Here is a 13,421-nt window from a genome sequence, read left to right on the forward strand (position 1 = left end):
GTCCGCCCTTCGACGCAGACGCCACCTGAGACCGTCAATCCCGACTCGTCCGGGCGGTATGGCTATTCTCCATCTGTCCGGTGCGAGGTTGCCCATGCCCATGGGGGGAGGGCCGCTCCGGATCAGTGAAAGATCGAGGAGGCGGCCGGGCAGATGGAGACGACGAGTCGGGTAGGGGCGGATGGTGCGCCCAGCACAGTCACCGCAGAGGGGGTGCCGGCGACCCGGCGTACTGTCGACGGCTATCTCAAGGCGCCGTTCCCCTGGTACGGGCTGGACGAGGCCTTCACGGGTCCGCGCTGGCTGATGCACGTCACCGCCGCGGCGGACGACACGGTGCAGCACGGTTCCACCGGGCACGGCGAGGAGCCTGTCGCACGGGCCGACGCGGGGGCGGAGAAGGCGCGTTTCGCGGTGGTCGTGACCGTGGGCAGCAGCCCTGTACGGCACAGCGACGACGGTACGGGGATGCTGGACGCCACCACGGTCTCGTCGGCGGCCTGGCTGGCGGGCTCCGGCCTGCTGGACTGCACCTGGCCCCCGCAGATGGACCACACCCTGCGGGGTGAATGGCTGAAGCAGCAGACCGAAACCGCGTTCGAGCTCGCGGACGACCTGGGCGGGGAGCCCTGGTCGACGCTGTCCCTGCCGGTGGACGGCGTACCGGTGGACTTCCACTACCGGGAGTCCGAGTTCGGCTGGGTGCTCGCGGGCTCGGCTCCCGAGGGGGTGCACATCGGTGCGTACGGGCGCGGGATGAGCGCCTACGGCCTGGGGTTCGCGGTGATCGGCGACATCGCCTCGTACGAGGACTGAGCGACGCGCCGCACGGGAGGCGAGCGATACGCGTACGGGCGGGGGCGGTCTCTCCGGGAGGCCGCTCCCGCCCGTACGACGCTCAGAACTTGTTGCGCGGGGTGAGCCCCAGCGACATGCCGGACAGGCCGCGCTGACGGCCGCTCAGCTTCTGTGCGATGGAGCGCAGCGCGGAGCCCGCGGGGGAGTCCGGGTCGGACAGGACGACGGGCTTGCCCTCGTCGCCGCCCTCGCGCAGCCGCACGTCGATCGGGATGGACCCGAGCACCGGCACCTCGGCGCCGACCGTCTTCGTCAGCCCGTCGGCGACCCGCCGGCCGCCGCCCGAACCGAACACGTCGACCATCTCGTCGCAGTGCGGGCACGGCATGCCCGACATGTTCTCCACGACCCCGACGATCTTCTGATGGGTCTGCACGGCGATGGAGCCGGCCCGCTCGGCCACCTCGGCGGCGGCCTGCTGCGGGGTCGTGACGACCAGGATCTCGGCGTTCGGGACGAGCTGCGCCACGGAGATCGCGATGTCACCGGTGCCCGGGGGGAGGTCGAGCAGCAGCACGTCCAGGTCGCCCCAGAACACGTCGGCGAGGAACTGCTGCAGCGCGCGGTGCAGCATCGGGCCGCGCCACACCACCGGGGTGTTGCCCGGGGTGAACATGCCGATGGAGATCACCTTCACACCGTGCGAGGACGGCGGCATGATCATGTTCTCGACCTGGGTGGGCTTGCCGTCCGCGCCGAGCATCCGGGGCACGCTGTGCCCGTAGATGTCCGCGTCGACCACACCGACCTTGAGCCCGTCGGCCGCCATCGCCGCCGCGAGGTTCACGGTCACCGAGGACTTGCCGACGCCGCCCTTGCCCGACGCGACCGCGTAGACGCGGGTCAGCGAGCCGGGCTTGGCGAACGGCACCTCACGCTCCGCCGTGCCGCCGCGCAGCGACGAGGCGAGCTCCTTGCGCTGTTCGTCACTCATCACGTCGAGCGTGACCTCGACCCGCGACACGCCCTCGACACGGGCCACCGCGTCGGTCACGTTCTTGGTGATGGTCTCGCGCATCGGGCAGCCGGAAACCGTGAGATACACGGTGACAGCGACTACACCGTCAGGATCGATCGCGACCGACTTCACCATGCCCAGCTCGGTGATCGGTCGGTGGATCTCCGGGTCGTTCACTGTCGCCAGTGCTTCGCGCACCGCGTCTTCCGTAGCCATACCCCGATAGTACGGGTGCGCGCAGCGCTCCCTGAAAGGGTGGTGGGCGGCGGGAGGGCGGCACGGCGCCAGGGGCTGCGCGCGGGGAGCGCCTCAGCGGTCGCCTTCGTCGCTCTCGGCGTGAGGGAGGAGCCGGCGCTCCTCCATGTCCTTCACCATGGCCTCCAGCTCCGAGCGGATCCAGTCCCGGGTGGCGACCTCGCCGAGACCCATCCGGAGCGCGGCGATCTCCCGGCTGAGGTATTCGGTGTCCGCGATCGAGCGCTCGTTCTGCTTGCGGTCCTGCTCGTGGGTGACCCGGTCGCGGTCGTCCTGCCGGTTCTGCGCGAGCAGGATCAGGGGCGCCGCGTAGGAGGCCTGGAGCGACAGCATCAGGGTCAGGAAGATGAACGGGTACTCGTCGAAACGCAGGTGCTGCGGCGCGAAGATGTTCCACACCACCCACAGGATGATGATCAGCGTCATCCAGACGATGAACCGCCCGGTGCCCAGGAAACGGGCGATGCGCTCGGAGAACCGGCCGAACGCCTCGGGGTCGTACTCGGGCAGCAGCCGGCGCCGCGGCGCCCTGGGCTGGTCCAGCCGCGGCCGCGGCGGACGCACGATGCCCGAAGCGCCGGCCGGCACGGTCTTCGAACGGTCCTCAGCTGCCACCGGCGATCTCCTCCTCGCCCTGGAAGTCCGTCTCGCGCCAGTCCTCGGGCAGCAGGTGGTCCAGCACGTCGTCGACGGTCACCGCACCCAGCAGCGACCCGCTCTCGTCCACCACGGGCACCGAGACCATGTTGTACGCGGCCAGATAGCTGGTCACGGCGGGCAGCGGCGTGTCCGGCGTCAGCGGGACGAGATCGCTGTCGACGATCGAGCTGACCAGGGTGAACGGCGGATCCCGCAGCAGCCGCTGGAAGTGCACGGTGCCCAGGTACCTGCCGGTGGGGGTCTCGTCCGGCGACCGGCAGACGTACACCTGGGCGGCCAGCGCGGGCGACAGATCCTGCTGGCGGACCCTGGCCAGCGCGTCCGCGACCGTGGCGTCGGGCCGCAGGATGATCGGCTCGGTCGTCATGAGGCCGCCCGCGGTCCGCTCCTCGTACGCCAGCAGTCGGCGCACGTCGGCCGCGTCGTCCGGCCGCATCAGGGCCAGCAGCCGTTCCTTGTCCGCCTCCGGCAGCTCCGAGAGCAGGTCGGCCGCGTCGTCCGGGTCCATCGCCTCCAGGACGTCGGCGGCGCGGTCCTCCTTCAGCTTGCCGAGGATCTCCACCTGGTCGTCACCGGGGAGCTCCTCCAGGACGTCCGCGAGCCGGTCGTCGTCCAGGGCCGCGGCGACCTCCGCCCGGCGCTTGGGCGTCAGGTGGTGCAGCGCGTTGGCCACGTCGGTCGGGCGCAGCCGCTCGAAGGTCGCCACCAGGCTCTCGGCGCCCTGCCCGTGCTCCTCCAGCGAGAAGCCGCTGATCGCCGACCACTCCACGGTCAGCGTCTCGCCCTTGCGGCGCAGGGCTCCGCCGCGCCCCTTGCGTACGAAGAACTTGTCGATCTCCCAGTCGCGGCGGGCCGGAAGCTGCTGGATGGCGACGTCGAGGACGGTCACCTCCTCGTCCGTCTCCACCAGACGCACCCGGCGGTCAAGGAACTCACCGAGGACGAGTCGCTCGGTCGGGCGCTGTTCGAAGCGCCGCATGTTGACCACGCCCGTGGTGATGACCTGTCCCGACTCCACCCCCGTGACCCGGGTCATCGGCAGGAAGATGCGCCTGCGGCTCACGACCTCGACGACCATGCCCAGCAGCCGCGGCGGCTTGCCGCCCACCCGGAGCATCGCCACGAAATCACGGACCCGGCCGACCTGGTCGCCGTTCGGGTCGAACACCGGCACGCCGGAGAGGTGGGAGACGAAGACCCTGGGGGTGACTGCCGCCATCCTGTGCGCCTCCCTCTGCCCCTCGCGTCCTCGTTCGCCGTGATCAGGCTAGCCCGTGCCGCTCGGTGACGCCCGGGCGGACCGTCCGTACGGCGCTCTGTCGAACGGCGTACGCGGCACAGGTACGCTGCCGTCTGCGAACCCCCGACACACAGACGAGAGGCAGTGCGCCTGTGACCTCTTCCGCCCCGGCCGTCCGGGCCCGTCGCCGGACCGCTTCCGCTGTGGTGCTCTGCGCGGGGCTGGCCGTCGCGCTGACGGCCTGTGCCGGGGAGGACCCGGACAAGGGGACCAACGGCGTCGGCAAGCTGACGGCCGCGCAGATCGACAGGAAGGCGCGGGCCGCCGCCGATGCCGCCGACGCGGTGCGGCTCACGGGCAAACTGGTCGGCAAGGGCGGTACGTACACCCTGGACATGCAGCTCAGCGGCAACGGCGGCACGGGGTCGGTCACCTCGCAGCAGAACACCTTCGCGCTGCTGCGCATCGGTGACGAGCTCTTCCTCAAGGCCGACGCGGCCTTCTGGAAGGGCGAGAGCGGCGGTGACGAGAGCGACCAGGCGGCGGACAAGCTCGGCGGCAAGTACGTGAAGGTCCCCGAGGACGACCCCACCTACCAGCAGATGCGCGGCTTCACGGAGAAGAAGACGCTCCTCGACGGGGTGCTCGCCCTGCACGGAAAGATCAACAAGGGTGACCGGGCCACGATCGGCGGGGTGCGCACCGTGCAGATCATGGGCGGAAAGGGTGAGGGGGGCGCACTGGACGTCTCCCTCAAGGGCACTCCGTATCCCCTGCGCGTGGCCCGCGGCGGTGGCGGTGGCACCGTCACCCTCGCCGACTGGGGCAAGGCCTTCCCGCTGGAGGCGCCGGCCGAGGACGAGACCGTCGACTACGGCGGCGAACTCCCCAGATCCTCCGGCTGACGGAGCCGGCCGCCCGGGTCCTTAGCCGACGGAGAAGCGCCGGACAGGTGCCCTGACCCTCCGCCGGCGAAGCCGGTCAGCGCTTCGCGCGGCGCTTCAGCAGCAGCCGGGGGAGCGCGGCGGGCGCCGTGCGCCGCGTGGTCGCCCCGGTGGGCAGCGGCCGCGCGGCCAGTGAGGAGTCCGGCAGATCGGTGCGGGAGGCGCCGGGAACCAGCCGTACGACGCGGCACTCGCGTGCCCAGCGCTCCGTCAGCTGTTCGGCGTCCGGGGCGTTCAGCCGCTTGCCCCTGAGCTCTCCGACCGCCGCGTCCCACTCCTCGGAGCGCGGCTCCAGCACCGTGACCGCGGCGGTCCAGGCCACGAGCCTGCCCCCCTTGTCCTTGCTGCGTACGGTCACCTCGGCAGCCGCACCGGTCTCCAGCCCCGCCGGGAGCGGCTGCTCCCCGGGGCCGTCCCCGACGAGCACGGCCGCCCCCTCGTGCCACACGTGCCACAGCGCCCGGGACGGACCGGTCCCCCGCACCCAGATCAGGCCGGACTTCTTGGTGGCCTCCTCGACGAGAGCCCGGGCAAGCAACACGTCAGCAGCAGTCATGCCCGAACTCTATTAGAGCCAGCCGTTGCGCTTGAGGGTGCGGTGGATGGAGAAGCAGACGACGCCGATGAGCGCGAGCACCATCGGATAGCCGTACGTCCACTGCAGTTCCGGCATGTGGTCGAAGTTCATGCCGTAGACCCCGCAGATCATCGTCGGCACGGCGATGATGGCCGCCCAGGAGGTGATCTTGCGCATGTCCTCGTTCTGGGTGACGGTCGCCTGCGCCAGATTGGCCTGGAGGATCGAATTGAGCAGCTCGTCGAAGCCGATGACCTCTTCGTGCACCCGGGCCAGGTGGTCGGCCACGTCGCGGAAGTACTTCTGGATGTCGGGGTCGACCAGCCGCATCGGGCGTTCGCTCAGCAGCTGCATGGGCCGCAGCAGCGGCGACACGGCGCGCTTGAACTCCAGCACCTCACGCTTCAGCTGGTAGATCCGGCCCGCGTCCGATCCGCGCGGGCTTCCCTTGGCGGGGGTGGAGAACACGTCGATCTCCACCTCGTCGATGTCGTCCTGCACCGAGGCCGCCACCGCGATGTAACCGTCGACGACATGGTCGGCGATCGAGTGGAGGACGGCGGAAGGGCCCTTGGAGAGCAGCTCCGGGTCCTCCTGGAGGCGGTGGCGCAGGGCGCGCAGCGAACCCTGTCCGCCGTGCCGGACGGTGATCACGAAGTCCCGCCCGGTGAAGCACATCACCTCACCGGTCTCGACGACCTCGCTGGTCGCGGTCAGTTCGGTGTGCTCGACGTAGTGGATCGTCTTGAAGACGGTGAACAGCGTGTCGTCGTACCGTTCGAGCTTGGGCCGCTGGTGGGCGTGGACCGCGTCCTCGACGGCGAGCGGATGGAGTCCGAACTCCCGGGCGATACCGGAGAATTCCTCTTCGGTCGGCTCGTGCAGACCGATCCAGGCGAAGCCGCCCTCCTCCCGTACGCGCAGCATCGCCTCGCGCGGAGTCAGACAGGAGGCCCCGGTGACCCGGCGTCCGTCCCGGTAGACCGCGCAGTCGACGACGGCGCTGGAGGCGGACGGGTCACGGGTGGCGTCGTAGCTGTTGTACGGGGTGTTGCTCTTGCGCAGGGACGGGCGCACGGCGGCGCGCAGGTCACGGATCATCGACAAGGCTGGCTCCTCTTCACGGAGGGCCGTCGGCGGGCACATGGAACAGCCCGGAATGGGGACGTGCGCTCACGTCCGCAAAGCGGGCGGCACCGCGCGGGCACGATGACGGCGTTCGCTACAGACAGGCAAAAACGCGGGGCTCTTCCGGTGCGCGAACTGCCGTGGTGACGGCCTGGGAGGGCGTCAGATCACAGAAGAAAAGCGTCGTACGGAAGGGCGGTTGGTACTGCACGGTCGACTTGGATCCACCGCAGCCCCACCTCCTCCGGCCGGTCCCCCGTGGGGGATCACGTGTTGTCAGGACTGAGAGCGCGCTCCGCGTGCTGTCCCGACCGACGCCTCAGGCTATCAGCCAGGTGAGGAGCCAATCCCTTTCTGTTCCCGTTCCTTACGCGTTCTATGCTCGCGGCATGGGAGAAATTCTTGATCTGGTCGAGTCCCGGCTCCGTACGGCGCTGGGGGAGCCGGACGCACGCGCCGAGGTGACGTTCCTCGGTACGGACCGCATCGAGGTGCTCCGTTTCATCGACGGTGACGTGGTGCGCTACGCCACACTCGGCATGTCGGCCCAGCCGATGGCCGATCCGACCTCGCCGCTCGCCGACCCCGTCAAGGGCCCGCGCGCCGAACTGGTCCTGTCCGTACGGTTGGGTCGCGCCGACACCGACCAGGTGCTGCGGCCCCTCGCGGTCCTTGCGGCCTCCCCGCAGGTCGAGGGGCTGATCGTGGCCCCCGGGGCGTCGCTGGACCTCGGCCGGCCGCTGTGGGCCGGAGCCCCCTTCAGCTCCGTCCTGGTCGCCGAGCCGGGCGGCCTCGTCGAGGACCTGGAGCTGGACGCCCCGATGGACCCGGTGCGCTTCCTGCCGCTGCTGCCGATGACGCACAACGAGGCGGCCTGGAAGCGGGTCAGGGGTGCGCAGGAACTCCAGGAGCGCTGGCTCTCGCAGGGGACGGACCTGCGGGATCCGCTGCGCGCGTCCGTACCTCTGGACTGACGCCCGGAACCGGGGGAGCCCCGCCGCGCGGCCAGGAGGGGGAGCCGCGGGCGGGGCCGGAACGGCGGGCCGGCGGGTCAGCCGGCGAAGACGGAGACGCCGTCCTCCGTGGCGTGACGCGGCTCCAGCTCCTTTGCCTCGTGGGTCAGCGCGGCGCGCCTGACCCCGATGACCACCGCGCCGACGAGGGCCGCGACGGCGGCGACCACGAACGGGGTGTGGACGTCGCTCCACTCCTCGATCTTCGGGGCGAGGTAGGGCGCCGCGGCCGCGGCGAACCAGCGGACGAAGTTGTAACCGGCGCTCGCCACCGGGCGGGGCGCGTCCGAGACGCCGAGTGCCAGCTCGGTGTAGACGGTGTTGTTCATGCCGATGAAGGCACCCGAGACGATGGTGCAGACGATGGCCGTCGTGTGGTTGCCGTAGCCGAGGACCACCAGGTCCGCGGCGAGCAGCACCAGGGAGCCGCCGACCACCTTCAGTGAACCGAACCGCCGCTGCAGGCGGGGTGCGACGAGCACCGAGAACACGGCGAGCAGCAGGCCCCAGGCGAAGAAGACCGCCCCCGACCTGTAGGGCGACATGTTCAGCACGAACGGTGTGAAGGCCAGGACCGTGAAGAACGCGTAGTTGTAGAAGAACGCCGACGTGGCGACCGAGGCGAGCCCGCCGTGGCCGAGCGCCTTGAGGGGGTCGAGCAGCGAGGTCTTCCGGGCCGGCCTGGGCTGTTCCCCGAGGAACGCGGTGATGCAGAGGAACCCGATCGCCATCAGGGCGGCGGTGCCGAAGAACGGGTAGCGCCAGCTGGCGTCACCGAGCAGGGCGCCGACCAGGGGCCCGCACGCCATGCCGAGGCCGAGCGCCGACTCGTACAGCAGGATCGCCGCCGCGCTGCCGCCGGCCGCGGCGCCGACGATCACCGCGAGGGCGGTGGACACGAACAGGGCGTTGCCCAGGCCCCAGCCCGCCCGGAAGCCGACCAGCTCGGCGACGGACGAGGAGGTGCCGGAGAGCGCGGCGAAGACCACGACCAGCGCCAGCCCGGCCAGCAAGGTCCTGCGTCCGCCGATGCGGCTGGAGATGAAGCCCGTCACCAGCATCGCCACCGCGGTGATCAGGAAGTACGAGGTGAACAGCAGGGACACCTGGCTGGGCGTGGCCTGGAGCCCCTGGGCGATGGACGGCAGGATCGGGTCCACCAGGCCGATCCCCATGAAGGCCACGACCGAGGCGCCGGCCGTGGCCCAGACGGCCCTCGGCTGACGCAGGACGCTGGTCGCCCCGGTGTCGAAAGGATCCTCTCCCCGCATGGTTCTCTCGCTCTCCATCAGATCGTTGTGTTATGCACAGAATAAGTTAGACGCTCTAATAAGTGCAAGTTACATTTATCTTTGCCGACGGGAGCCGCGCTGCGGACGGGTGATCGTCCTTGACGCGACGACGGACGGGGAGGACCGTGGGGCTTTATGAGGGGCGAACCCAGTTGCCCGAAATGCGGTGGCCGGGTCAGGGCGCCCGGACTTTTCGCCGACGCCTGGCAGTGCTCCGCGCACGGGCAGGTGCACCCGATGCAGCCGGTGGTCCCGCCCAGCGTCGAGGCGCTGGGCGTGGTGGTGCACCGGGCCCAGGTGCCGGTGTGGATGCCCTGGCCGCTCCCGGTGGGCTGGCTGTTCACGGGCGCGGCGTACGCGGGCGACGACCGCAGCGGCGGCCGGGCCACCGTTGTCGCGTGCTCGGGCCCCGGGCCGCTCGGGGGGATGGGCGAGATGCTGCTCGTCGCCGAGGAGCTCGGCGTCGGGCTCGGCGCCCGTTACGCCGGCATCGACGGCCCCGACCCCGGCTCCTGCCTGCGCCTCGACGCGGCCCCGGACGCCAAGGTGCTCGCGGCGGGACGCCCCACCGCGCTCTGGCACGTCCGGGACGCCCCCGCCGACCGGGCGGTCTTCGCGGGTGAGGCGCGTGGCCTGTGGCTGTGGGCGGTCATCTGGCCGGAGCGGTCCGGACTCCTCATGTACGACGAGCTGGTGCTGACCGACCTGCGCGACGCCGGCGGGGAAGTGGATCTGCTGCCGTGCGGAGCGCTCAGCCCTCGGCTGCTCACGCCGCCGTGATCAGGTCGCGGTGCTGCGGCCGGGGGCCGTACGGGTGACGCCCGGCGGTTATCCTTGACCGTCCCTGTCCGCCCGCCAGCACTGGAGTACGCGTCGTGCGCATCGATCTGCACACCCACTCCACCGCTTCGGACGGCACGGACACCCCGGCCGAGCTGGTGGCCAACGCCGCCGCCGCGGGCCTGGACGTCGTCGCCCTGACCGACCACGACACGGTCGGCGGCCACGCGCAGGCGGCAGCCGCCCTCCCCGAGGGCCTCACCCTCGTCACCGGCGCCGAGCTCTCCTGCCGCATCGACGGCATCGGCCTTCACATGCTGGCCTACCTCTTCGATCCGGCCGAACCCGAACTGGCCCGTGAGCGTGAGCTCGTCCGGGACGACCGGGTGCCTCGGGCGCAGGCCATGGTGCGCAAGCTCCAGGAGCTCGGCGTCCCGGTCACCTGGGAACAGGTCGCGCGGATCGCCGGCGACGGCTCGGTCGGCCGCCCGCACGTCGCCACCGCGCTCGTGGAGCTCGGTGTCGTCGACTCGGTCTCCGACGCCTTCACCTCGGCCTGGCTCGGGAACGGCGGACGCGCGTACGCCGACAAGCACGAGCTCGACCCGTTCGACGCGGTCCGGCTGGTCAAGGCTGCGGGCGGCGTGACCGTCTTCGCCCACCCGCTCGCCGTCAAGCGCGGCGAGGTCGTCCCCGAAGCCGTGATCGCGCGGCTGGCCGCGGCCGGGCTCGACGGCATCGAGGTCGACCACATGGACCACGACGCACCCACCAGGGCCCGTCTGCGAGGGCTCGCCGCCGAGCTGGGACTGCTTCCCACCGGGTCCAGCGACTACCACGGCTCACGCAAGACCGTCCGGCTCGGGGAGTACACCACCGACCCCGAGATCTACGGCGAGATCACCCGGCGCGCCACGGGAGCCTTCCCCGTGCCGGGCGCCGGCGGACCGCTCCCCGCGTAACCGGGGCACCTCCTCCTCTTCCCTGTCACACCCCCGTGCGTCCCCGCGTCCTCATGACGCGTGGCCGCACGGATCCTCCTGTTCGGCCCGCTCTTCTCTCGCAAGGCTCACCGTGTTCGACATCGCTGTCTTCGGATCCCTTTTTCTCACCCTTTTTGTGATTATGGATCCACCCGGAATCACCCCGATCTTCCTGGCCCTGACCGCGGGCCGCCCCGCCAAGGTGCAGCGCGGGATGGCTCTGCAGGCCGTCGCGGTCGCCTTCGGCGTGATCGCCGTCTTCGGCCTGCTCGGCCAGCAGATCCTCGACTACCTGCACGTCTCCGTCCCCGCACTGATGATCGCGGGCGGGCTCCTCCTGCTGCTCATCGCGCTGGACCTGCTCACCGGCAAGACGGACGAGCCGACGCAGACCAAGGACGTCAATGTGGCCCTCGTGCCGCTCGGCATGCCCCTGCTCGCCGGGCCCGGCGCGATCGTCTCGGTGATCCTCGCGGTGCAGGACGCCGAGGGGGCCACCGGGCAGATCTCGGTCTGGGCGGCGATCGTCGCGATGCATGTCGTGCTCTGGCTGGCCATGCGGTACTCGCTGCTGATCATCCGCGTGATCAAGGACGGCGGTGTGGTCCTGGTGACCAGGCTCGCCGGAATGATGCTCTCGGCCATCGCCGTACAGCAGATCATCAACGGCGTCACCCAGGTCATCCAGGGCACCTGAGGGCCGGCGGCCCGGACGCCACAGCGCCCCCGCACGGACCATCCGTGCGGGGGCGCGTCGTCTTCAGCTCGTCATCCGCCCGACATCAGCGGCTCGAAGCAGAGCAAGGTGTCATGAAGCCGACGTGTCGGCCGGCCGGATGTAGATGCGCTGGCCCATTGCCGCGGCCTGCTGCACGATCCGGTTGACGGAGGCGGCGTCCACGACGGTGCTGTCCACGGCGGTACCGTCGACATCGTCGAGTCGCATGATCTCGAAGCGCATATGGCTTCCCTTCGTCTGATCCTCCTGTTGGAGAACTGCTGGGAGGACGGCTTGCCGTCCGCAAGGATGGGCAGCGCGGGACGGTCTGCGTCTCGCGCTCCACAGAGGGTTCAACGGCTTGCCTATCGCAAACATTCCCTACGCTAAGGAAATTTTTTGGATGTCTAAGTACCCGTCGGTAATCGACCGTACGCAGACGATGAGGCCCGTATGAGTCACGGGGAGACGCGGGCGGACGAGGAGCCGGGCATCCTTGAACAGCTGGACCGCACCAACGAGCTGCTCCAGCGCGTGCTCGCCGAGGTGTCGAAGACCCCCTCCACCCACGCGATCTTCGTGGACGCGGGTTACGTCTACGCGGCGGCCGGACTGCTCGTCACCGGCACCGAGGACCGCCGGTCCTTCGACCTGGACGCGGAAGGGCTGATCGACGCCTTCATCGACAAGGCCCGCACGATCTTCGCGGACAGCAGGCTGCTGCGCGTGTACTGGTACGACGGGGCGAGGCGGCGGATCCACACCGTCGAGCAGCAGTCCATCGCCGAACTCCCCGACGTCAAGGTCAGGCTCGGCAACCTCAACGCCAACAACCAGCAGAAGGGCGTCGACTCACTGATCCGCACCGACCTGGAGTCGCTCGCCCGGCACCGCGCCATCAGCGACGCGGCGCTCGTCGGCGGCGACGAGGACCTGGTCTCGGCCGTCGAGGCGGCCCAGGGCTACGGCGCCCGCGTCCACCTCTGGGGCATCGAGGCGGGCGAAGGCCGCAACCAGGCCGAGCCGCTGCTCTGGGAGGTCGACAGCCAGCGCACCTTCGACCTCGACTTCTGCCGTCCGTATGTGACCCGCCGCTCCGTCACGATGTACGAGGACGACAGCCCGGCACCCGCACGCGAGGACGTCCGCTTCGTCGGCGCGCAGATCGCCGCCGGCTGGCTCTCCTCCCGCGGCCGTGACGCACTCGCCGACCTGCTGCCCGGCCATCCCTATCTGCCTGGCTCCGTCGACCAGGACCTGCTCGTCGAGGCCGAACGGCTCCTCCAGCACTCGCTGCGCGGCCACGCCCATCTGCGCCGGGCGCTGCGTGACGGCTTCTGGCAGCACCTGCAGGCGCAGTACTGAGACGCCCGGACGGTGGACATGCCGAGCGCGTGCGATGACGGGCCGGCTGGTCTCGCGCACGCATGTGCGAGGGGGAGGGCCTGGGCGAGGAAAGGATCGCAGAACCATCACCGCGGCACCGGTGCCCACGCCGGCCCTGGGGATGGCCGGCCTGGGCACCACGGCCGCAACGGTGCCGGTACCCGCGGCCGCCGCCGCACAGTCCGGGCCAGAGGGGAACGGCACCGGCGGCGTCCGGTCCGGAGTCAGGATCGGCACCGGCTGGACGCCCTTCACCCAGGTGAACTGACCGCAGGCCTGTCCCGGTGCGGAACACCCGCCCCGGGACAGGCCTTTTCCGGTGCCCTCCGGTTCAGAGGCCGGCCCAGAACGACACGAGCGCCGCGGCCGTCTCCAGCGGCCGGGCCGTGTTGGGGGAGTGCTCGGCGCCCTCGATCACGGTGCGGCGGGCGCCCAGCCGCTGCGCCATGCCGTCCAGCAGCGGCACCGGCCAGACGTCGTCGCGCTCACCCGAGACCACGTGCACGGGGAGGGGCAGCGCGGCGAGCTCGTCGACCCGGTCCGGCTCGGCCGACAACTGCGCACCGGTGGCGATCAGCTGCGCCGGGTCATGCCGCATCCAGCGACGGCGCAGGTCCTCGCCGTCGCCC

At 70.7% G+C, this 13,421-nt stretch carries 15 protein-coding genes; 7 read left to right on the forward strand and 8 right to left on the reverse strand.

Annotated features, from left to right (window positions below; genetic code table 11):
• Nucleotides 1-153 precede the first annotated feature (153 nt).
• Nucleotides 154-816 carry a hypothetical protein gene (locus VN520_RS35980; RefSeq protein WP_325751155.1) on the forward strand — a complete coding sequence of 221 codons (663 nt, stop codon included), beginning with the start codon at nucleotides 154-156 and terminating at the stop codon, nucleotides 814-816.
• 82 nt (nucleotides 817-898) lie between these two features.
• On the opposite strand, the gene VN520_RS35985 is transcribed toward VN520_RS35980, so the two are convergent.
• The 3 genes from VN520_RS35985 to VN520_RS35995 all read right to left on the reverse strand — a co-directional run bounded on the left by VN520_RS35985 (nucleotide 899) and on the right by VN520_RS35995 (nucleotide 3,950).
• On the reverse strand, nucleotides 899-2,032 hold the full coding sequence (locus VN520_RS35985) for an Mrp/NBP35 family ATP-binding protein (RefSeq protein ID WP_325751156.1): 1,134 nt from the start codon (nucleotides 2,030-2,032) through the stop codon (nucleotides 899-901).
• Between the two features lie 93 nt (nucleotides 2,033-2,125).
• A complete protein-coding gene (locus VN520_RS35990) occupies nucleotides 2,126-2,686 on the reverse strand; it encodes a DUF1003 domain-containing protein (protein WP_325751157.1) in 561 nt (186 codons plus the stop codon).
• Nucleotides 2,676-3,950, reverse strand: coding sequence for a magnesium transporter MgtE N-terminal domain-containing protein (locus VN520_RS35995; protein WP_325751158.1), 1,275 nt, complete (start codon nucleotides 3,948-3,950; stop codon nucleotides 2,676-2,678). Before VN520_RS35995 ends, VN520_RS35990 begins: the two co-directional genes overlap by 11 nt.
• Nucleotides 3,951-4,123: 173 nt before the next feature.
• Between VN520_RS35995 and VN520_RS36000 the strand changes: the two genes are divergently transcribed.
• Entirely contained in the window at nucleotides 4,124-4,876 is a 753-nt protein-coding gene (locus VN520_RS36000) for a hypothetical protein (protein WP_325751159.1), read from the forward strand.
• 76 nt (nucleotides 4,877-4,952) lie between these two features.
• Here VN520_RS36000 and VN520_RS36005 read toward each other — a convergent pair whose 3' ends face one another.
• Together VN520_RS36005 and VN520_RS36010 are read right to left on the reverse strand one after the other, a co-directional pair.
• Entirely contained in the window at nucleotides 4,953-5,471 is a 519-nt protein-coding gene (locus tag VN520_RS36005) for a hypothetical protein (protein WP_325751160.1), read from the reverse strand.
• Between the two features lie 12 nt (nucleotides 5,472-5,483).
• Complete coding sequence (locus tag VN520_RS36010) at nucleotides 5,484-6,599, reverse strand: magnesium and cobalt transport protein CorA (RefSeq protein WP_325751161.1); 1,116 nt, start codon at nucleotides 6,597-6,599, stop codon at nucleotides 5,484-5,486.
• 410 nt (nucleotides 6,600-7,009) lie between these two features.
• Between VN520_RS36010 and VN520_RS36015 the strand changes: the two genes are divergently transcribed.
• A complete protein-coding gene (locus VN520_RS36015) occupies nucleotides 7,010-7,594 on the forward strand; it encodes a suppressor of fused domain protein (protein WP_325751162.1) in 585 nt (194 codons plus the stop codon).
• Nucleotides 7,595-7,671: 77 nt separating this feature from the next.
• On the opposite strand, the gene VN520_RS36020 is transcribed toward VN520_RS36015, so the two are convergent.
• Nucleotides 7,672-8,904 (reverse strand): MFS transporter, encoded by a 1,233-nt coding sequence (locus VN520_RS36020; RefSeq protein ID WP_325751168.1) that lies wholly within the window; start codon nucleotides 8,902-8,904, stop codon nucleotides 7,672-7,674.
• A 156-nt stretch (nucleotides 8,905-9,060) separates the two neighbouring features.
• On the opposite strand from VN520_RS36020, the gene VN520_RS36025 reads away from it, so the two are divergent.
• The 3 genes from VN520_RS36025 (at nucleotide 9,061) to VN520_RS36035 (ending at nucleotide 11,385) form a co-directional block, all read left to right on the forward strand.
• Entirely contained in the window at nucleotides 9,061-9,705 is a 645-nt protein-coding gene (locus VN520_RS36025; protein WP_325751163.1) for a DUF6758 family protein, read from the forward strand.
• A 95-nt stretch (nucleotides 9,706-9,800) separates the two neighbouring features.
• Nucleotides 9,801-10,667 carry a PHP domain-containing protein gene (locus VN520_RS36030; RefSeq protein WP_325751164.1) on the forward strand — a complete coding sequence of 289 codons (867 nt, stop codon included), beginning with the start codon at nucleotides 9,801-9,803 and terminating at the stop codon, nucleotides 10,665-10,667.
• A 112-nt stretch (nucleotides 10,668-10,779) separates the two neighbouring features.
• Nucleotides 10,780-11,385, forward strand: a complete 606-nt coding sequence (locus VN520_RS36035) for a MarC family protein (protein ID WP_325751165.1) — start codon at nucleotides 10,780-10,782, stop codon at nucleotides 11,383-11,385.
• 111 nt (nucleotides 11,386-11,496) lie between these two features.
• On the opposite strand, the gene VN520_RS36040 is transcribed toward VN520_RS36035, so the two are convergent.
• A complete protein-coding gene (locus VN520_RS36040; RefSeq protein WP_014154223.1) occupies nucleotides 11,497-11,649 on the reverse strand; it encodes a hypothetical protein in 153 nt (50 codons plus the stop codon).
• Nucleotides 11,650-11,859: 210 nt separating this feature from the next.
• Here VN520_RS36040 and VN520_RS36045 point away from each other — a divergent pair, with 210 nt between their 5' ends.
• On the forward strand, nucleotides 11,860-12,771 hold the full coding sequence (locus VN520_RS36045) for an NYN domain-containing protein (RefSeq protein WP_325751166.1): 912 nt from the start codon (nucleotides 11,860-11,862) through the stop codon (nucleotides 12,769-12,771).
• Between the two features lie 352 nt (nucleotides 12,772-13,123).
• On the opposite strand, the gene VN520_RS36050 is transcribed toward VN520_RS36045, so the two are convergent.
• Nucleotides 13,124-13,421: alpha/beta hydrolase (locus VN520_RS36050; RefSeq protein WP_325751167.1), on the reverse strand; the 298-nt coding region annotated here is incomplete at its 5' end.

The sequence above is a fragment of the Streptomyces sp. genome, from assembly GCF_035563135.1.
GTDB lineage: Bacteria > Actinomycetota > Actinomycetes > Streptomycetales > Streptomycetaceae > Streptomyces.